The sequence below is a fragment of the Aeromonas sp. 62-46 genome, assembly GCF_001898585.1.
Lineage (GTDB): Bacteria > Pseudomonadota > Gammaproteobacteria > Enterobacterales > Aeromonadaceae > Aeromonas > Aeromonas caviae.
Map to the genome: position 1 here is coordinate 27,626 of NZ_MKUI01000005.1, position 19,938 is coordinate 47,563.

15 protein-coding genes and 1 pseudogene are annotated in these 19,938 nt (G+C 64.0%); 5 read left to right on the top strand and 11 right to left on the bottom strand.

Annotation, left to right across the window (positions count from 1 at the left end):
• Positions 1–15: 15 nt before the first annotated feature.
• The 3 genes from clpB to rluD all read right to left on the bottom strand — a co-directional run bounded on the left by clpB (position 16) and on the right by rluD (position 4,677).
• Positions 16–2,589, bottom strand: coding sequence for an ATP-dependent chaperone ClpB (gene clpB, locus BGO64_RS02045; protein ID WP_052816170.1), 2,574 nt, complete (start codon positions 2,587–2,589; stop codon positions 16–18).
• Positions 2,590–2,839: 250 nt separating this feature from the next.
• The gene (pgeF, locus tag BGO64_RS02050; protein WP_286700088.1) at positions 2,840–3,577 is read right to left on the bottom strand and encodes a peptidoglycan editing factor PgeF; all 738 of its coding nucleotides are present in this window, start codon (positions 3,575–3,577) and stop codon (positions 2,840–2,842) included.
• A 119-nt stretch (positions 3,578–3,696) separates the two neighbouring features.
• Positions 3,697–4,677: a 23S rRNA pseudouridine(1911/1915/1917) synthase RluD gene (gene rluD / locus BGO64_RS02055; protein ID WP_010675991.1), complete on the bottom strand. Its 981-nt coding sequence runs from the start codon at positions 4,675–4,677 to the stop codon at positions 3,697–3,699.
• A 116-nt stretch (positions 4,678–4,793) separates the two neighbouring features.
• On the opposite strand from rluD, the gene BGO64_RS02060 reads away from it, so the two are divergent.
• Positions 4,794–5,549, top strand: coding sequence for an outer membrane protein assembly factor BamD (locus tag BGO64_RS02060; RefSeq protein WP_029314864.1), 756 nt, complete (start codon positions 4,794–4,796; stop codon positions 5,547–5,549).
• Positions 5,550–5,621: 72 nt separating this feature from the next.
• On the opposite strand, the gene BGO64_RS02065 is transcribed toward BGO64_RS02060, so the two are convergent.
• The 5 genes from BGO64_RS02065 to yqhD form a co-directional block, all read right to left on the bottom strand.
• Entirely contained in the window at positions 5,622–6,929 is a 1,308-nt protein-coding gene (locus BGO64_RS02065; protein ID WP_041215805.1) for an L-cysteine desulfidase family protein, read from the bottom strand.
• A gap of 26 nt (positions 6,930–6,955) precedes the next feature.
• The gene (locus BGO64_RS02070) at positions 6,956–7,627 is read right to left on the bottom strand and encodes a helix-turn-helix transcriptional regulator (protein WP_025202524.1); all 672 of its coding nucleotides are present in this window, start codon (positions 7,625–7,627) and stop codon (positions 6,956–6,958) included.
• A gap of 323 nt (positions 7,628–7,950) precedes the next feature.
• Entirely contained in the window at positions 7,951–9,435 is a 1,485-nt protein-coding gene (gene pntB / locus BGO64_RS02075; RefSeq protein ID WP_042882769.1) for a Re/Si-specific NAD(P)(+) transhydrogenase subunit beta, read from the bottom strand.
• 11 nt (positions 9,436–9,446) lie between these two features.
• Complete coding sequence (locus BGO64_RS02080; protein WP_025202523.1) at positions 9,447–10,973, bottom strand: Re/Si-specific NAD(P)(+) transhydrogenase subunit alpha; 1,527 nt, start codon at positions 10,971–10,973, stop codon at positions 9,447–9,449.
• Positions 10,974–11,479: 506 nt separating this feature from the next.
• On the bottom strand, positions 11,480–12,640 hold the full coding sequence (yqhD, locus tag BGO64_RS02085; protein WP_161646668.1) for an alcohol dehydrogenase: 1,161 nt from the start codon (positions 12,638–12,640) through the stop codon (positions 11,480–11,482).
• A gap of 118 nt (positions 12,641–12,758) precedes the next feature.
• Between yqhD and BGO64_RS02090 the strand changes: the two genes are divergently transcribed.
• The 3 genes from BGO64_RS02090 to BGO64_RS02100 are packed head-to-tail and all read left to right on the top strand — an operon-like array spanning position 12,759 to position 14,645.
• Positions 12,759–13,682, top strand: coding sequence for an AraC family transcriptional regulator (locus BGO64_RS02090; RefSeq protein ID WP_010675998.1), 924 nt, complete (start codon positions 12,759–12,761; stop codon positions 13,680–13,682).
• Position 13,683: 1 nt separating this feature from the next.
• Positions 13,684–14,205, top strand: a complete 522-nt coding sequence (locus BGO64_RS02095) for a lipocalin family protein (protein ID WP_101530908.1) — start codon at positions 13,684–13,686, stop codon at positions 14,203–14,205.
• Complete coding sequence (locus tag BGO64_RS02100) at positions 14,202–14,645, top strand: GNAT family N-acetyltransferase (protein WP_045522818.1); 444 nt, start codon at positions 14,202–14,204, stop codon at positions 14,643–14,645. The genes BGO64_RS02095 and BGO64_RS02100 overlap by 4 nt, the downstream gene beginning before the upstream one ends.
• Positions 14,646–14,773: 128 nt before the next feature.
• Here BGO64_RS02100 and BGO64_RS02105 read toward each other — a convergent pair whose 3' ends face one another.
• Both BGO64_RS02105 and BGO64_RS02110 read right to left on the bottom strand, forming a co-directional pair.
• Positions 14,774–16,663: a methyl-accepting chemotaxis protein gene (locus BGO64_RS02105; protein ID WP_102948937.1), complete on the bottom strand. Its 1,890-nt coding sequence runs from the start codon at positions 16,661–16,663 to the stop codon at positions 14,774–14,776.
• Positions 16,664–16,863: 200 nt separating this feature from the next.
• Entirely contained in the window at positions 16,864–17,361 is a 498-nt protein-coding gene (locus BGO64_RS02110) for a lactoylglutathione lyase family protein (protein ID WP_041209527.1), read from the bottom strand.
• Between the two features lie 100 nt (positions 17,362–17,461).
• On the opposite strand from BGO64_RS02110, the pseudogene BGO64_RS02115 reads away from it, so the two are divergent.
• Positions 17,462–18,333, top strand: a pseudogene (locus BGO64_RS02115) (LysR family transcriptional regulator).
• Positions 18,334–18,387: 54 nt separating this feature from the next.
• Here the strand turns inward: BGO64_RS02115 and BGO64_RS02120 are convergent.
• Entirely contained in the window at positions 18,388–19,758 is a 1,371-nt protein-coding gene (locus tag BGO64_RS02120) for a phosphatidylserine decarboxylase family protein (protein ID WP_049636045.1), read from the bottom strand.
• Positions 19,759–19,938 lie beyond the last annotated feature (180 nt).

Consider the following 19,938-nt stretch of genomic DNA (forward strand, 5'->3'; position numbering starts at 1 on the left):
TCATCGACAATCCCATTACTGGGTCATGGTGAGGCCGTTGCTGTCGGCCCCCAGCCGCAGTGTCTTGCCCGGGATGACCCGACCGCTGAGCAGGGCCTGGGCCAGCGGGTTCTCCACCTTCTGCTGGATCGCCCGCTTGAGGGGACGCGCCCCGTAGACGGGATCGAACCCGGCATGAACCAGCTTGGTCAGCAGCTCCTCGCTCACCTCCACCTCGAAGCCCTGGGACTCCAGACGGCTCATCAGGCTCTTGAGCTGGATGCGGGCGATGGACTTGATGTGCTCCTCACCGAGCGGGTGGAACACCACGGTCTCGTCGATCCGGTTGATGAACTCCGGCCGGAAGCTGCGGGTCAGCACCTCCATCAGCATGGCCTTCATCTCGTCGTAATCCTTCTCGGAGTGGTGCTCCTGGATGAGATCAGACCCGAGGTTGGAGGTCATGATCACCACGGTGTTGCGGAAGTCCACGGTACGCCCCTGACCGTCGGTCAGGCGGCCATCGTCCAGCACCTGCAACAGAATGTTGAAGACATCCGGGTGGGCTTTTTCCACCTCGTCCAGCAGGATCACCGAGTAGGGGCGACGGCGCACCGCCTCGGTGAGATACCCCCCTTCCTCGTAACCCACGTATCCCGGAGGCGCCCCCACCAGACGGGCCACGCTGTGTTTCTCCATGAACTCGGACATGTCGATCCGCACCATGGCGTCCTGGGTATCGAACAGGAACTCCGCCAGCGCCTTGCACAGCTCGGTCTTGCCCACCCCGGTGGGGCCGAGGAAGAGGAAGGAGCCGATGGGGCGGTTCGGGTCGGACAGCCCGGCACGAGAGCGGCGAATGGCGTTGGAGACGGCGTCCACCGCCTCTTCCTGGCCGATCACCCGGCTGTGCAGCTGATCCTCCATCCGCAGCAACTTCTCCCGTTCCCCTTCCAGCATGCGGGCCACCGGAATGCCGGTCCAACGGGCCAGGACGTCGGCGATCTCCACGTCGGTGACCCGGTTGCGCAGCAGGCTGGTCTCCTGCATCTCGGCCTGGGTGGCGAGATCCAGCTGTTTTTCCAGCTCCGGGATGCGGCCGTACTGCAACTCGGACATGCGGCCCAAGTCCCCTGCGCGGCGCGCCACCTCGAGATCCTGACGGGCCTGCTCCAGTGCCGCCTTGATGTGCTGGGTCCCGGCGAGGGCAGCCTTCTCGGCCTTCCACACCTCTTCCAGCTCGTTGTATTCCCGCTCTTTTTCCGTCAACTCCTGATTGAGCAGATCGAGGCGCTTGCGGCTGGCGTCATCGTCCTCCTTCATCAGCGCCTGCTGCTCCAGCTTGAGCTGGATGATGCGCCGCTCGAGCCGGTCCAGGGATTCCGGCTTGGAGTCGATCTGGAGCCGGATGCTGGCCGCCGCCTCGTCGATGAGGTCGATGGCCTTGTCAGGCAGCTGGCGATCCGCGATGTAGCGGTGGGAGAGCTGGGCCGCCGCGACGATGGCGGGGTCGGTGATCTGCACATGGTGGTGCAGCTCGTAGCGCTCCTTCAGGCCACGCAGGATGGCGATGGTGTCCTCCACCGAGGGCTCCTCCACCAGCACCTTCTGGAAACGGCGCTCCAGCGCGGCATCCTTCTCCACGTACTGCCTGTACTCATCGAGGGTGGTGGCCCCGACGCAGTGCAGCTCGCCGCGGGCCAGGGCGGGCTTGAGCATGTTGCCCGCATCCATGGCACCCTCGCCCTTGCCGGCACCGACCATGGTGTGCAGCTCGTCCACGAAGAGGATGACGTTGCCCTCTTCCTTGGCCAGATCGTTCAGGACCGCCTTGAGCCGCTCCTCGAACTCGCCGCGATACTTGGCACCGGCCACCAGGGCCCCCATGTCCAGGGAGAGCACCCGCTTGTTCTTGAGCCCTTCCGGCACTTCGCCATTGATGATGCGCTGGGCCAGACCCTCGACGATGGCGGTCTTGCCGACGCCGGGGGCACCGATCAGCACCGGGTTGTTCTTGGTGCGGCGTTGCAGCACCTGGATGGTGCGGCGAATTTCGTCATCCCGGCCGATCACCGGGTCGAGCTTGCCGAGTTCGGCCCGCTCGGTGAGATCGATGGTGTACTTCTCCAGCGCCTGGCGATTCTCCTCGGCGTTGGCATCCTCCACCTTCTTGCCGCCACGGACCTTGTCGATGGCTGCCTCGAGTTTTTCCTTGGTCAGCCCCTGGGCACGCAGCAGCTCGCCCAGCGTCCCCTTCTCGTCCAGGGCCGCCAGCACGAACAGCTCGGACGAGATGAACTGATCCTTGCGCTGCTGGGCCAGCTTGTCGCAGACGTTGAGCAGCCGGCCTAGGCCGTTGGAGAGCTGTACGTCCCCTTCCACGCCGCTGACGCGGGGCAGGCGGTCCAGCTCCTCGCCGAGGCGCGAGCGCAGGGTATTGATGTCGAGCCCGGTCAGGGTGAGCAGCGGACGAATGGATCCGCCGTCCTGATTGAGCAAGGCGCTCATCAGATGGACGGGTTCGATGAATTGGTGGTCACGACCCAGTGCAAGAGACTGGGCATCGGAAATGGCAATCTGGAATTTGCTGGTCAGGCGATCGAGGCGCATTGCACTCCCCCTTCAAGACAGACGCCGCATGCGCGGCAACAACATCGCTTTCTGACAAGGAAGATGTGGTCTTGAAGGGCAATTTCAAGGGGTGGCTGTTTATTTTTTCCTCAATAGCGGTGACCGAGGGAAAACGACCTCGCAATGGCAGCCTGTGCCCTGAGCCTGCTCGGCAGCAAGACATAGCCACCGGAGGGCCATCACCAGGGAGTGAAGAGGCGCTTGCGGCCACTCGCGAGCGCCTCTTCGGCTATTTTTCCAGCCATACAAGGGAGGCCATGCGACCCGTCTGCCCGTCGCGGCGATAGGAGTAGAAGCGCTCGCTGTCGCTGAAGGTGCAGTATTCGCCGCCATAAATGGCGGTGACGCCGGCGCGGGCGAGGCGCAGTCGGGCCAGCTGGTAGATATCCGCCAGCCATTTCCCCTCGATGGACGAAGGGGCGAACGCAGCCGCCGCCTCGGCCTGCTCCGCCATGAAGGCCTCACGCACTTCGCCACCCACTTCGAACGCGGCGGGACCGATGGCCGGGCCCAACCAGGCCAGGATCTCGCCAGACTCGCAGCCCATGGCGGCGATGCTTGCCTCCAATACGCCTCCCTGCAGTCCGCGCCAACCGGCATGGGCCGCCGCCACTACGGTGCCTGCCCGATCGCAGAACAGCACCGGCAGGCAGTCGGCAGTCATCACGATGCAGGCCTGCCCCGCCTCACGGGCACAGGCGGCATCGGCATCCGGTGCGCGCTCATAACGGTCGCTCACCGGATGGACGGCGATGCCATGTACCTGGTTGAGCCAGTTGAGAGTGCCGGGGATCCCCGCCACCTGCTGCAGTCGGGCGCGGTTGGCCTCGACCCTGGCCGGTGCATCGCCCACATGGGCCCCGAGGTTCAGGCCGGCAAAGACCCCTTCGCTGATACCGCCGTCACGGGTGGTCGAGAGAGCCCTGACATTGCCCGGCGCGGGCCAGTCGGGTGCGATCCAGTTCATCTGTGGCTCCTTTCGTTCATATGAAAACGGGGCCCCTTGGCTGCAACCAGTCAAGGGGCCCCGCATCAGATCATGGAGGGCAGGTTACGGCAGGAATCGTCGCAAGGCCGCCTCCGGGATCAGTTCCAGACAAGATCGTCCGGATTGGCCAGGGTATCCGCCCGCAGCACTTCCATCAGCGCCACCATATCCTGCGGCGTGGGGGAGTGCCACTCCATCACTTCACCCGTGATGGGGTGCGCCAGCTTCAGCATGGTGGCGTGCAGTGCCTGACGGTGAAAACCGCGCAGGGCCTCGGTCAGCTCGGGGGTGGCGTTGCGCAGCAGACGCAGACGACCGCCGTAGGCGGGATCCCCCACCAGCGGATGCTTGATGTGGGCCATGTGGACACGGATCTGGTGCGTACGGCCGGTCTCCAGCCGCAACCGCAAACGGGTGTGACCACGGAACTTCTCGTGCACCCGGTAGTGGGTGACGGACTCGCGCCCGTTGGGCACCACGGCCATGTGGGTACGCTGGGTCGGGTGACGACCGATGGGGGCATCGACGGTGCCGCCGGCGGTCATGTGACCGATGGCAATCGCCTCGTACTCACGGGTGATCTGGCGTGCCTGCAGGGCTTCCACCAGGTGGGTCTGGGCGGGAATGGTCTTGGCCACCACCATCAACCCCGTGGTGTCTTTGTCCAGACGGTGCACGATACCGGCGCGGGGGACCTCGGCGATGCCGGGGTAGCGGTGCAGCAGGGCGTTGAGCACGGTGCCGTCCGGCGTACCGGCGCCCGGGTGAACCACCAGGCCGGCCGGCTTGTCGATCACCAGGATGTGTTCATCTTCATAAACGATGTTCAGCTCGATGTTCTGGGCATCCCAGCGGGTGTCGTCTGCCAGTTCCACATTCACATGTACCTGCTGCCCGGCCACCACTTTCTCGCGCGGGGTATTGGCAACCTGACCGTCCAGGGTCACTCTGTCCTGTAAAATCCACTCCTTGATGCGGGTCCGGGAGTAGTCGGGAAACAATTCGGCCAGGGCCTGGTCGAGTCGTTGCCCGAATTGGTGATCCTGAAATTCGCCTGTCAGTTCAATATGCTGGCTCATGTATGGTCTCTTGAGCGGGGGTATCAATTCGAAATAATCCGGGTATTCTAGCTTTTCTTTTAGCCAAGCATAACGGATACTTTGCCAATTTCGTGGAAATGGACCGGATGTTGTTGATGGGAAAGAAGTCTCACCTGCTGATGTCGCTCGCCTTGGTCGCTACTCTGATCACTGGCTGTTCCAGCACCAAACCCAAGGTTCCCGACGAACCGCCGGAAGTTCTGTACCAGAAAGCCCGCATCAAACTGGATACCGGCAACTACCTCAATGCCATCGAACTGCTGGAAGCGCTGGACTCTCGTTACCCGTTCGGCGCCTACTCCAACCAGGTTCAGCTCGATCTCATCTATGCCTACTACAAGCAGGATGATACCGCCCAGGCGATCGCCAACATCGACCGTTTTATCCGCCTGAACCCGGCGCACAAGAACATTGATTACGTCTTCTATATGCGCGGCCTGACCAACATGGCGGCGGATTACAACTTCTTCCAGGATTTCCTCGGCATCAATCGGGATGACAAGGACCCCTCCTACGCCCGTCAGGCCTTCCAGGACTTCAAGACCCTGCTGCAGAACTACCCCAACAGCAGCTATGCAGCCGATGCCCGTGCCCGCATGATCGGCCTGAAGAACCGTCTTGCCCGCTATGACCTGGGGGTAGCCGAGTACTACGTCAAGCGTGACGCCCTGATCGCCGCCGCCAACCGCGCCAAGCTGATCGTCGAGACCTATCCCGACACGATGGAAACCGAGAAGGCGCTGGAGATCATGGTCAACGCCTATGACACCCTGAAGATGCCGACCCTGGCCCAGCATGCCCGAGAAGTGCTGGCCAAAAACTACCCGGACAACCGTCTCGGTCGCGGCTGAGTAGCGAACGAACAATGAAAAACCGGAGCCACTGGCTCCGGTTTTTTTATGGCCGACGGCGGCACTCCGGGGTCACTGGTGCTTACCCTGCTGCTTGGCCCGCATGATGTTGATGATCTCGATGTCGGTATCCAGCATCCCCTCCCTGGAGAGGCGACCCAGGTTGGCGATGGTCTGGTCCACATCGTCCGAGACGATCCCCTCGCTCTGGGGCACGCGCAGGTTGTTGATGGCCATCAGCGAGGATTTCACCGCCGCCGAGGTGGAGGTGGAGACCTTCATGGAGCAGGCGCTGCCGGCGCCGTCGCAGATGATGCCGGAAACATCCCCAATCATGTTGTTGATGCAGTGGCTGATCTGCTCGAACTGGCCCCCCAGCAGCCAGGTGATGGCGGCCCCCGATCCCATGGCGGCGGTACTGGCGGCACACAGGGCGGAGAGCTTGTTCTGGTAGGCCTTGATATAGATGGCCACCAGGTGGCTCATCACCAGGGCACGGGCCAGCTGCTCGTCATCGGCCTTGAGGAAGCGGGCGGCGGCGACCACCGGCATGGTGGCGGCAATGCCCTGGTTGCCGGAACCGGAATTGGACATGGCGGGCAGCATGGCGCCATCCATCCGCGCATCGGAGGCGGCAGACGACAGGCGCATGGCCAGGGTCATCAGGTCGTCGGAGAGCAGCTTGCGCTCCACCTGATCGGTGAGGATCTTGCCGATGCGCAGGCCATAGCCCTGCAGCCCTTCGTCCGCCAGCGCCTGGTTCATGGTGGCCGCCTCGCGGATGAAGTCGATCTCGGCCAGCGGCACCTCCAGGGCGAAGGCCACGATCTCCTTCAGGGTCATGGCGGGCTTGTCGGCCTTGGCTGGCTGGATCTGCACCCCGGGGGCGCTGTCCTGCACCATCAACACCTCGCCATCCTTCTCCATCAGCACGATGCGGGTGTGGTCGGTACAGATCACCACCCGGGCGCTGTGCCCCTCCACTTCGGCCAGCACCTCGGCGTAGAGCACGTCGGGCACATCCTTCACATCCACCTCTATGGTGGGCAGCAGCCCCTTGGCCGCCTCGACCTGATCCGGCGTGAGGCTCTTGAGCACCTCCAGCCCGGCATCCGGGTTGCCACCGGTGATGCCGACGGCGGCGGCCACCGGCAGGCCGATCATGCCGGTGCCGGGCACGCCGACCCCCATGCCGTTCTTGAACAGATTGCCGCTGACCCAGACGCGGGTGCGAGTCGGTACCTGCCCCAGCAGCTTGCGGCAGTTGGCCGCCGCCAAGGCGACCGACATGGGCTCGGTGCAGCCGAGGGCCGGCACCACTTCACGCTTGAGCAGGGTAATAAAGTCGGTCCATTGTGCATTCATTGCGATGTGTCTCATGTTCATGGCGCCCGCGTGCGGGCTCGTCATTGTTGTTCGGCCAGTTCCGCCTTGTGATTGCGGATATGCAGGTAAACGGTATGGCGGGAGATGCCGAGCAGTTCGGCCACCAGTTGGGCGGCATCCTTGATCTCGAAGATGCCCATGTCGTAGAGCCGGTGCACGATCGCCTTGTTGCGCACGCTGCTGCCCAGCCCGGGATCCCTGTCCACCTTGGCGATCACCTGCGCCACCAGATCATCCACCGAGCTGGCGAAGGTCTCGGTGCCGTGGGCAGGGGGCACTGCGGGCGGGGCAAAGGTGTCGAGCAGGCTGCCAAGGGGCGTGTCCAGGCTGAAATTCACGCACAGCATGCCGATGGGTTTGCCCTCGCGGTTGCTGATGGTGATGGACGAAGACTTCAGCAGGGTGCCCTCCCGGGAGCGGGAGAAATAGCTGCTCCACTGGCTGCCGGCGGCACTGTGCAACTTGTCGAGCGCAAAATCGGTGACCGGCGCTCCCTCCTGGCGGCCGGTGATGTGGCCGTTGGCAATCTTGATGACGGAGGCGTGCAGACTGTCAAAGGCGTGCAGCACCACCTCGCAGCCCGGGCCAAACAGGGCGGACAGCGCCGCCACCGCAGGCTCGAAGCTGGCGATCAGATGGCGCTCTTCATCGGTCAGTGTGCTGGCGTCGCGCAAGGGAGCTACCTCGGTCATGGGGTCATCCGGTCAACGTTGGGTAAGGATATTCAAAGCGGACTCAAATAAAATTGAGCAAATCCGCTTTTTGCGCGGGCATTATGCCCGACTGGTGAGACAACACCACAAAATGTGAGCAAAATCACGACTGAAATGAAAAAAAGGCCCCATGAGAGGCCTTCAAGGTAGTTTTTTGGTGCTTTTGCTCAACTTTAATTGAGCCAGGGCTCGTCAGTCCGGACAGGCAGGCACCACCGCCTGTCTGTTCCCTGCCACGGTCATCCACTCTGATCATAAAAAAAGGGGGCCGAAGCCCCCTTTTTGTCTCATCCGGTCAACGCTTACAGCGCCTTCAGGATGGCCTCGACGCTGGCCTTGGCATCGCCAAACAGCATCTGGGTGTTCTCCTTGAAGAACAGCGGGTTCTGGACACCGGCGTAGCCAGTGTTCATGGAGCGCTTGAAGCCGATGACGTTCTGCGCCTTCCACACTTCCAGCACCGGCATGCCGGCGATGGGGCTGCCCGGATCTTCCATGGCGGCCGGGTTGACGGTGTCGTTGGCACCGATCACCAGCACCACGTCGGTGTCGGCGAAGTCATCGTTGATCTCGTCCATTTCCAGCACGATGTCATAGGGGACTTTCGCTTCCGCCAGCAGCACGTTCATGTGACCAGGCAGACGACCGGCCACCGGGTGGATGCCGAAGCGCACCTTGACGCCGCGATCACGCAGCTTCTGGGTGATCTCGGCCACCGGGTACTGGGCCTGCGCCACCGCCATGCCGTAGCCCGGGGTGATGATGACGGAGCTGGCGTTCTTCAGCATGTCGGCCACGTCTTCGGCGTTGGTCTCGCGGTATTCGCCCAGCTCCTGCTCGGCGGTGGAGGCCACGCCGTCGGAGCCGAAGCCACCGGCGATCACGGAGATGAAGGAGCGGTTCATCGCCTTGCACATGATGTAGGAGAGGATGGCACCGGAGGAACCCACCAGGGCACCGGTGACGATCAGCAGGTCATTGGAGAGCATGAAGCCCGCCGCCGCTGCCGCCCAACCGGAGTAGGAGTTCAGCATGGAGACCACCACCGGCATGTCCGCACCGCCGATGGAGGCGACCAGGTGCCAGCCGAAGGCGAAGGCGATCAGGGTCATCACCAGCAGGGCGAAGGTGGAGCCACCGGCGTTGACGAAGTGGATCATCAGCGCGATGGAGACCACCACGGCCAGCAGGTTCAGCTTGTGGCGGTGCGGCAGCATCAGCGGCTTGGAAGAGATGAGGCCACGCAGCTTGCCGAACGCCACCACGGAACCGGTGAAGGTCACGGCACCGATGAAGACGCCCAGGAACACTTCCACCAGGTGGATGTTCAGCATGGCGCCGGAGAGGTGCTCGACCTGGGCGACACTTGCCGCCTGCTCGAACGCCGCCCGGGCGGCTGCCAGGGTCGCATCCAGGTTGGAACCGACGGAGACCACCACTTCAGCGGGGGCGGAGGGGTGCAGATCGATGAAGCTGTTGAAGCCCACCAGCACCGCTGCCATGCCCACGAAGCTGTGCAGCACGGCCACCAGCTCGGGCATCTCGGTCATCTCGACCTTGAGGGCCAGACGCACGCCGATGGCGCCACCGATGGCCATGGCCAGGACTATCCAGTGGACGCCACTGGTTTCCGGGTTGAAGACGGTGGCGAGCAGGGCGATGGCCATCCCCGCGATACCGAACAGGTTGCCATGCTTGGCCGTTTCTTGCTTCGACAGTCCCGCGAGACTGAGGATGAAGAGCACGGCGGCAACGATATAGGATGCTGTTACCAGTCCTTGAGACACGTTAAACCCCCTTAATCCTTACGGAACATCTTTAGCATGCGCTGAGTGACGGTGAAGCCACCGAAGATGTTGATACTGGCAATCAGCACGGCGACAAAGGCCAGCACGGTGACCAGGGTCGACCCTTGTCCAATCTGCAACAGCGCACCGACCACGATGATGCCGGAGATGGCATTGGTGACCGACATCAGCGGCGTGTGCAGGGCGTGAGAGACGTTCCACACCACGTAGTAACCGACCACGCAGGCCAGGATGAAGACGGTGAAGTGGGAGAGGAAGGCGGCAGGCGCCACGGCGGCCACCCAACCGAAGGCGGCGATGCCGAGGGCACCGAACACGAACTTCTTGTTGGAGGGCTTGGCCTCTTCCTTCTTGGCGGCCGGTTTGGCGGCAGCAGGTTTCTGCGGGGCGGCAGAGACGGAGATGGCGGGGGGCGGGAAGGTCACTTCACCGGCCTGGACCACCGTCATGTTGCGCTGCACCACGTCTTCGAAGTCGATGGCGACGTTGCCGTCCTTCTCCTTGCACATCAGCTTCATCAGGTTCACCAGGTTGGTGCCGTAGAGCTGGGAGGATTGGGCAGGCAGGCGGCCCGGCAGATCGGTGTAACCGATCACCTTGACGCCGTTGTCGGTGACATGCAGTTCACCCGGTACCGTGTATTCGCAGTTGCCGCCGGCCTGGGCCGCCATGTCCACGATGACGGAGCCCGGCTTCATGCTGTCCACCATTTCCTTGGTGATGAGCTTGGGTGCCGGCTTGCCCGGGATCAGGGCGGTAGTGATGATGATGTCCACTTCCTTGGCCTGCTGGGCGAACAGCGCCATCTCGGCCTTGATGAACTCTTCGCTCATCACCTTGGCGTAACCGTCGCTGGATGCGCCATCTTCGCCGCCGAAGTCCAGCTTGAGGAATTCTCCACCCATGGACTCGATCTGCTCGGCCACTTCCAGACGGGTATCGAAGGCACGCACGATGGCACCGAGGGAACCGGCGGTCCCGATGGCGGCCAGACCGGCCACACCGGCACCGATGACCAGCACCTTGGCGGGCGGTACTTTACCGGCGGCGGTGATCTGGCCGGTGAAGAAGCGACCGAACTGGTGCGCGGCTTCCACGACGGCGCGATAGCCACCGATGTTGGCCATGGAAGAGAGGGCGTCGAGGGACTGGGCACGGGAGATCCGCGGCACCATGTCCATCGCCATCACATTGATGTTGCGCTCGGAAAGCTTCTTGACCAGCTCGGGGTTCTGGGCGGGCCAGATGAAGCTCACCAGGGTGGCACCATCCTTAATTTGTGCGATTTCGGCCTCGGTCGGCGCGTTGACCTTGAAGACAAGGTCGGCTTGCCAGACGTTCGGTACCACGCTGGCACCGGCAGCCTCGAAGGCGGCATCATCGAAGCTGGCTCGCAGGCCGGCACCGGCCTCGATGGCAACCTCGAAGCCGAGCTTTTTCAGCTGCTCGACAGTGGCCGGGGTCGCTGCGACCCGGGTCTCACCGGCGAGACTCTCTCTCGGTATTCCAATCTGCATGACTATTCCCTGATGGTTAATAAACAATCATCGCCAAGTCTCTCATGTCTGAGAGGACAAGGCATGATCAAAGTGCAGGTCACGGGCCCTTTGTTATGAAAATCAGCAGGCTTCACCTCGACCTCCTGTCACGGTCAGGCCCCCGCTTTTCAGGCGCGAGGGTGATTAGTATCAAATTTTGGAGTTTTATTACAACCACGGCCCCGGGCGGGCGGGTACAGAATTCAGCCCATCCCGGACCATGATTAAAAAAAACAAACCAAATTAGGGGCTTATACCAGCAAAAAGCGCTAAAAAAAGTGATCCAACCAGTCAAAAAAAATGTTTAACCCGGCCTCTACCTTAGCGTTTTTTGTTCTTACGAAATCTGCCGTTGGCTCATCTGATGAGATGAAAAGGGAAAAAGTAACCATTTTGCAACGATCAGGGGGCCGCGTCCCCGCCTGCTGGCGGGTTCGGGCCCCCTGGTGCAACCGGGCCTGCGGCCCGCTTCAGGCGCGCTCTGCTTACCAGGCCGCCTCATAAATATGCCGGCTCTGGGCCAGGTCGATGTCGCCGTGCTCACCCAGGGCGGTCATGCCGTGCTCTTCGAGCTTGGCCAGCAGGGCGTCGATCCGGGCGTCGGCCACGTAATCCCGCAGCCGGGTCTTGATCCCCATCCGCTCGAAGAAGTCGCGGGTGGCGGCGATGGCCCCGTCGATACGCGCCTCGTCACTGCCGCTGCGCAGATCCCAGACCCGCTCGGCGTATTGCAGCAGTTTGGCGCGCTTCTGCTCGCGCTTGGCCTGCAGCAGGGCGGGCAGCACCACCGCCAGGGTCTGGGCGTGGTCCAGACCGTGCAGGGCGGTGATCTCGTGGCCCAGCATGTGGGTGGCCCAGTCCTGGGGCACGCCGGCTCCGATCAGGCCGTTCAGTGCCAGGGTGGCGCTCCACATGATGTTGGCACGCACGTCGTAGTTTTCCGGCTCCACCAGCGCCTTGGGCCCCTCTTCCGCCAGGGTCAGCAGCAGCCCTTCTGCAAAGCGATCCTGCACCTTGGCATCCACCGGGTAGGTGAGGTACTGCTCCAGGGTGTGGATGAAGGCATCCACCACCCCATTGGCCACCTGACGGGCGGGCAGGGTGTAGGTGAGCACGGGGTCGAGCACGGCGAAGCGCGGCATCACGAAGGGGGAGAAGAAGTGCTGCTTGTCGCCTGTGCTCTTGCGGGTGATGACGGCGCCCATGTTCATCTCGGAGCCGGTGGCCGGCAGGGTCAGCACGCTGCCCAGGGGAATGGCGGAGGCCACCTCGCCGCCGACGGTCTCGAGGATGTGCCAGGGGTCCTTGGCCAGGTCGTAGTGGGCCGCCGCCGCGATGAACTTGGTGCCGTCCAGCACGGAGCCGCCACCCACTGCCAGCAGGAAGTCGACCTTCTCGGCGCGGGCCAGTTCGACGGCGCCCATCAGGGTCTCGTAGGTGGGGTTGGGCTCGATGCCGCCAAATTCAAACAGGGTCAGGCCGGCCAGCTCGCTGCGGATCTGGTCCAGCAGGCCACTGCGCACCACGCTGCCACCGCCGTAGGTGACGAGGATGCGGGCGTCGCTGGGGATCTGGCCGCGCAGCTGGGCCACCTGGCCCTTGCCGAACAGCACCTTGGTGGGGGTGTGCAGGATGAAGTTGTTCATGGGATCTCCCGGGGTGGTCGTAGTCGGTAAGGTATGGGTTGCATTTTTCTCTTATAACCCCCTACCATCAAGGGAGCTTTCTGCCGATTTCTTGCCTATTTCTACTGAGCCTGGATAAATGAGTACAAATCAGCCCATCGCGGCGACCCACCAGTCCGCCCTCGCCAGCCGACTCGCCGCCCTGGCACCCCACCCGGGGATCACCGCCGCCCCCGTGCCCGGCGTGCACCTCATCTACACCACGGAGCATCACGACCGCATCCCGGTGCTCTACCGCCCGCGCATGATCATCATCCTGCAGGGGCACAAGGTGGGCTATCTCTCGGACTTCACCTTCCGCTACGACCCCGAGCACTACCTGATGATGACCCTGCCGCTGCCCTGCGAGTGCGAGTGCTTCGCCTCCCCCGAATCCCCTCTGGTGGGGCTCTCGGTGGAGATCGACGTGGCGGCGCTGCAGGCCCTGCTGCTGGAGATGGGGGACGCGGCCCCCGCCCCGGCGGAACCGGGTCGCGGCGTCGTCTCCGTGCCCCTCTCCGAGACCATGCTCTGCGCGGTGGAGCGCCTCATCGACGTGATGGACAAACCGCTCCACGCCCGGGTGCTGGGGCCCCAGATCGTGCGCGAGATCCTGTTCCATGCCCTGCACGAAGGGGGGGCCCCCGCCCTGCTGGCCATGGCCAGCCGTCACAGCCAGGTGAGCCAGATAGCCCGGGTGCTGCGTATCATGGAGCAGCGCTTTACCGAGAACCTGACGGTGGAGGAGCTGGCCCGGGAGGCAAACATGAGCGTCTCGGCCTTCCACCACCACTTCAAGGCGGCCACCGCCACCTCGCCCCTGCAGTACATCAAGACCCTGCGCCTGCACCGGGCGCGGCTGATGATGCTGCACGACGGCCTCAAGGCCGGGGTGGCGGCGGACAAGGTAGGCTACGAGAGCGGCTCCCAGTTCAGCCGCGAATACAAACGCTTCTTTGGCAACACCCCGAGCGAACACGCGGCACGCTTCCGCTCGGGACAACTGCGTATCGTGGAGGGATGACATGCGCACACTGATCCTGCTCGTTCTGACCCTGCTGGCCACCGCCTGCACCGGCATTCCACCGGGACACCAGGTGGTCAAGCCCTTCCAGCTCGACCGCTACCTGGGCACCTGGTACGAGGTGGCCCGCCTCGATCACGGTTTCGAGCGCGGCCTGAACCGGGTCACCGCCACCTACAGCCTGCGGGATGACGGCGGTGTCAGGGTGATCAACCGGGGGCAGGACGAACAGGGGGAATGGCGCGAGGCCGAGGGGCGCGCCTACTTCGTGGGCGACAGCGACGAGGGGCGCCTCAAGGTGAGCTTCTTCGGCCCCTTCTACGGCAGCTACAACGTGCTGGCGACGGACTATGACCTCTCCCTGGTGAGCAGTTACAGCCTCCAGTACCTCTGGATCCTCTCCCGCACGCCCCATCCCCCCAAAGAGAAGGTAGAGGCCCTGGTCGAGCGGGCCCGGGGGCTCGGCTTTGCCACCGACCGGCTGATCTGGGTCAGCCAGGATCCGGCGGGGAACGCCCCATGAGGATCTTCCAGGCCACCCCCGGTGACATTCCCCGGGTCACCCCCCTGTTCGTGGAATACCGGGCGTTCTACCGGCTGCCTGCCCGGCCCGAGGCCGCCGAAGCCTTCCTGCTGGAGCGCTGCACCGCCGGGGAGTCGGTGCTCTTCGTGGCCCAGAGCGAGGAGGGAGAGGTGCTGGGATTTGCCCACCTCTATCCCCTGTTCTGCTCCCTCGCCCTGAAACCCATCTGGCTGCTGTACGATCTGTTCGTGGCGCCGGCGGCCCGCCAGCAGGGGGTGGCCCAGGCGCTGCTGGCGCGGGCCGATCGCCACGGCCAGGAGACGGGCGCCGCCTTCCTGATGCTGAGCACCGCCACCGACAACCGGCAGGCTCAGGCCCTCTACGAAGGGCACGGCTACCAGCGGGACAACGAGTTCTACAGCTACATCAAACCTCTCTGAGCCTCTGCCTGCGCCCGTTGCAGGGCCAGGACCCGATATTATTCAGCGGGTGCATGGCGAAATAATATCCATACACAGGATGAATAAAGGCGACCCCGGGGTCGCCTTTGTCACATCCGGGTCTCAGCCTAGAGCCGGAAGCGCCCGATCTCCTGCTCCAGCCGCTCGGTGAGAGACTTGAGCTGGGCCGCCTGGGCGGCCTCTTCGCCGGCCTGGGCCGCCAGCGCCTGGGAGACGTGGCGGATATTCTCGGTGTTGCGGCTGATCTCGCCGGTCACCGAGGTCTGCTCCTCGGCCGCCGCCGCGATCTGGGTCGCCATGTCGCTGATGGCGCCGATGGCCTCGTTGATCCTGCCCAGGCTGAGATTCGCCGCTTCGGCGTCCTCCACGCTGGTGCCCGCCAGCTGGCGGCTGGTCTCCATGCCGCCCACCGCCTTGCGGGTGGTCTGCTGCAGCGCCTCGATCATCTGCTGGATCTCGGCGGTGGAGTCGTGGGTGCGGCGCGACAGCACCCGCACCTCGTCCGCTACCACAGCAAAGCCGCGCCCCTGCTCCCCGGCCCGGGCCGCCTCGATGGCGGCGTTCAGGGCCAGCAGGTTGGTCTGCTCGGCGATGCCGCTGATGGTGGCCAGAATGCCGCTGATCTGCTGGGCGTGGCCATCCAGCTCGTGGATGGTCTGGCTGGCGTCGGAGACCTCCCCCGCCAGCCCCGTGATGCTGCGCTGGCTCTGGCCGACCTGGGACTGGCCGGCCACCGCGAGGCGCACCGCATCACCGGCGGTGTTGGCGGCAAACTCGGCGTTGCCGGCGATCTCCTGGGTGGCGGAGGCCATCTCGGTCACCGCGGTGGCCACCATGACGATCTCGTCCTGCTGCTGGCGCACCCGCTGGCTGCGGGCCTCGGCCCCCGCCGCCTGGGTGCGGGACTGGGCCGCCAGCTCGACGGTGACGTCCCGCAACCGGCTGACGATGCCGTGCAGTCGCGCCACGAACTGGTTGAAGTTCTGGGCCAGCTGCCCCACCTCATCCTGGCTGCGGGTGGCGATCTGCACCGTGAGATCCCCCTCCCCGTGGGCGATGTCGGCGAGCGCCCTGGAGACCCGTCCCAGATCCGCGAACAGGTAGTTGAACATGGCGATGAGTAGGGCACCGAACACCAGCAGCAGTACCAGGGTCAGCCCCACCAGTTGCCACAACAGGGAGGCGAGCGGCGCCTCCAGCACCTCCTTGTACATCACCATGGCGAGCAGCCAGTCGGTGCCGGGCACGCCTTGCACCGAAAGCAGCACCTCGCGCCCGTTCAGGTTGGCGCCGTGCAGCTCGCCGTCGCGGCTCCACGCATCCAGCGCCGCCCCGGTGAGGCCGGGATCCAGCTCCGCCACCTGCTTGAGCGCCAGCTCCTTGTTCGGGTGGCCGACGATGAGGCCGGTGCGATCGAGCAGCATGGCGTAGCCCTCTCCCTGCACCTTCATGGCCAGCACCTCGTCGATGAGGGCGTCGAGGGAGAGATCCGCCCCGGCCACCCCGATCACCCGGCCCTGGTGGCTCACCGGCTCGGCCAGGGTCACCACCATCTGCTGCATGGTCACGCTGACATAGGGCGGCGTGACGATGAGCTTGCCCGCCTTGTCGGCGTTCTGGTACCAGGGGCGGGCCCTGGGGTCATAGTTGGCGGTGTTGAGGGCGGGATCGTGGCGGGTCATCTCCCCCTGCGCCGAACCAAAATAGGTGAGGCCGAAACCGCCGGAGGTGCGGGTCTGCAACAGGTGGGGCACCAGGGCCGTGTCGGGGTCGTGCGCAATGACGGCGGCCAGGGCGTCGACCGCGTGCTTGCGATCCTCAAGCCAGTTGCCGATGGCCACCGAGTGGGCGTGGCCGTAGTTGACCGCCTCGCTCTGGATGGCGTCAAGGGTGCGGGATTTGAGGGTGTGGAAGGCGACAATACCGAGCAGGGCTGCCATCAGCAGCACTACCCCCAGGCTGGCCGCGAGCAGCTTGCCGCGCAACGAGAGAGTCATGACAACGAATCCTTGTGGTAGCCGGGGGCCGGGAATACCCCCATCTTGGTAGTTCTATCGGCACAATGATGAACGGTCTTTAGTGAATCCTGATATTTTTTCATATATCAACAACAGAACGCACTACCAGCAACAGACTGTTCACTATTCCATGCTGACACCCGCAGGCACCACAAGGCCGCCCGAAGGCGGCCTGTCACTTACCCCTGATAGGCACCGGCGGAGTAGGTCAGCTCATAGCTGTGGCTGTAGATCTCGATGATGTTGCCGAAGGGATCTTCCATGTAGACCATGCGGTAGGGCTTCTCGCCCGGATAGTACTCGCGCACCGGCATCCGCTGCTTGCCACCCGCTGCGACGATGCGCGCCGCCAGCCCCTCGACATCCGGATCCTGCACGCTGAAGTGGAACACCCCGGTCTTCCAGAATTCGAAGTTGTTTTCGCGCTGCTCGCTGTTGGGGAACTCGAACAGCTCGATGCCGATCTTGTCGCCGGTGGAGAGATGAGCGATGCGGAAAGAGCCCCAGCCCGGGCCAAATACGTCGTTGCACATCACGCCGATGGCGGAGTCATCCTCGGTGATGGTGGTCGCCGGCATGATGAGATACCAGCCCATCACCTTGGTATAGAACTCGACTGCCTTGTCGAGGTCAGTCACCGTGATGCCGATGTGGGAGAAGTTGCGCGGGTAAGTCATAAGTCACCTTGAAATTGTGTGTGGGAAACAGGTGACATGATAGGAAGAGACGCCATAATGAAAAATAAGGTCAAACTAATGGAATACATAAATTAAATTTATGGTTAATCCACTCTGGCTCCACACCCTGGTGGTGGTGCATGAAACCGGCAGTTTTACCCGTGCCGCCGATCGGCTGGATCTCACTCAGGCCGCCGTCAGTCAGCATATCTCGCGCCTTGAGGCCGAATTCGGCCCCCTGCTGCTACGCAAGCCCCGTCAGCTGGAGCTCACCCCGCGCGGGCTGGTGCTGCTCGACTTCGCCCGCCAGCAGGCGCAGGCCGCCGAACAGCTGCGAGCCCGTCTCTCTGATGACGACCCTCACCGCGGCGCCATCACCCTCACCACCCCCGGCAGCATTGGCCTGCTGCTCTATCCCCTGCTGCTCGATCAGCAACAGGAGCATCCCGGACTCACCATCCAGCACCGCTTTGCCCCCACCCCCGACATAGTGCAGGCGGTACTGGCGGGGCGCAGCGATCTGGGACTGGTGGATCAACCGCCGGAGCACCCCAGCATAGCCGCCGAGCCCTTCGCCCGCGAACCCCTCTGTCTGGTAGTACCCAACGACGGCGAGGAGCCGAGCTGGCAGACCTCTGTCAGCTCGGCTTTATTGACCACCCGGACGGCCGCAGCATGGCTCAGCGCCTGCTGGGACGACGCTATCCCGGCCAGCGCTTCGGCGAGATCCCGCTGCGCGGCTTTACCAACCAGATCGGCCTGATCCTGGAGCCAGTCGCCCGCGGCCTCGGCTTTACCGTGCTGCCCCGCTTCGCCGTCACCGCCTTTGCCCAACAGGAGCAGATCCGGGTGATCCAGAGCAGCATTGAGGTGATCGACACTCTCTGGCTGATCTACCGTGCCGAATGGCCGCTCCCCGCCCGCCACCAGCGGCTGGTGGAAACCCTCAAGACGCAGGTCGGCGCCATCTGATGGACAAACAACAAGGCCGCCTCAAGGGCGGCCTTTTACTGTCCGGCGGCTGGGTTATTTGACCCGCGCCAGCGCCGTGTTGATCCTCAGGTTGGTCGCCTCCAGCCCCGGCTGCTGGCCGTAGAAGTCGAACGCCAGCTCGACACCGGGGCGAAACAGCAGGCAGTGGGTGGAGCCGCCGAAGTGGAACATGCCGAGCTGCTCCCCCTTCGCGATCCGCTGCCCCGGCTGCACCGTCACCTCGCAGCTCGACACCTCCGCCATGCCCACCGGCACCACGCACATCAGGCCGATCCTGGGGTTGTCCGCCTCGATGAAGATGAGTGCACGGGTCGCCACCGCGGTCAGGAAGGGTTGGGACTGGTTCGGGGCGCTGGGATCGGGCCCCGCCGGGCTGTCGAAACCCTGGTGGCGGTTGGCCAGGTAGTAGCTGCCGTTGACCACCTTGACCGAGCGCACCGTGCCGCTCACCGGGCTGTGCCAGCGGTGATAGCTGAGGGCGCTGAGGAAGGCCTGATAGAGGGTGCCCCCCTCGAACGCGGCGGCGCGCGGGTCGAAGTCCAGCAGGTTGTCCAGGGAATAAGGCTGCCCCTTGAGCCAGAAGGCGTCCTGCCGCCGTACCCCGGTCACCACCTGCAGCGGGGCCGACTCACAGGCGTTGGCGATCACGCTGTCATCGTCCGGGGCCGTCACCGGCCGCACGCCGGGGCAGAAGCGGCGGGTGAAGAAGTCGTCCCAGCTGGCGAAGCCCTCGTATTCCTCTCCCGGCGCGGTGTGGAAGATCCCCTCGAAGCGCTCAGGGGTGGGGTTGTCGCCGGCCCCGAGCGCCCCCTGCGCCACCTTGACCATCTCCCGTTTCGCCACGTCACCCAGCCAGGGGACGATCAGGGTCTGGCGATCCAGGGGGCTCACCGACTCGGTCAGCACATAACGGGACGCGGGACCTTGCAGGAAGTCGGCCCAGTAACCGAGGATCTTGCGCAATTGCTGGTTCACCAGCGCATTGGCGAAGAAGTCGTACCCGGCGGCCGTCGCCATGGGCCAGTTGAGCAGGGCATTGATGGGGAATCCGATCAGCCCGGCGGGCTCCTGGGTCTGCACATCCTGATAGGCTTCCGGGGCCGTGGTCATGATGCCGTTGAGCAGCTGCAGGAACTCATCGAAGCTGCGCACCTGGACCTGACCGAGCGGCGTGCTGTGCTCGTGCTGCCACGCCTCGTCAAACATCCCCTGGGCCTGCTGATGCAGGAGAGGATCCTGCTCCACCAGCGCCTTCAATCCGGCGATCGGGGCCACCAGCGGGCGAGGCTGGCGGGTGACCGCCTGACGCAGCCGCTGTACCCAGCGCGCCACATGGGCCTGATCCCGGGGGACCCAGCCACCGGCATGGGCATGGGGGGGACGCGTATCCACTGCCTTGTTCATCGCACTCTCCTTGTTGAAGCGCCTTGGGCCCGCCGGATGCGATGCGCCTGAGGGCGCCATCTGGCAGGAAGCAAGGTGTAGCACAGGGGAAAAGCGGCCTCCATTGGCAGAAATGGCAGCGGCGAAGCGGGGAAAAAGAGGCTAACGGAGGCGGTGGCAAACGCCGGAAATGCGAAAGGC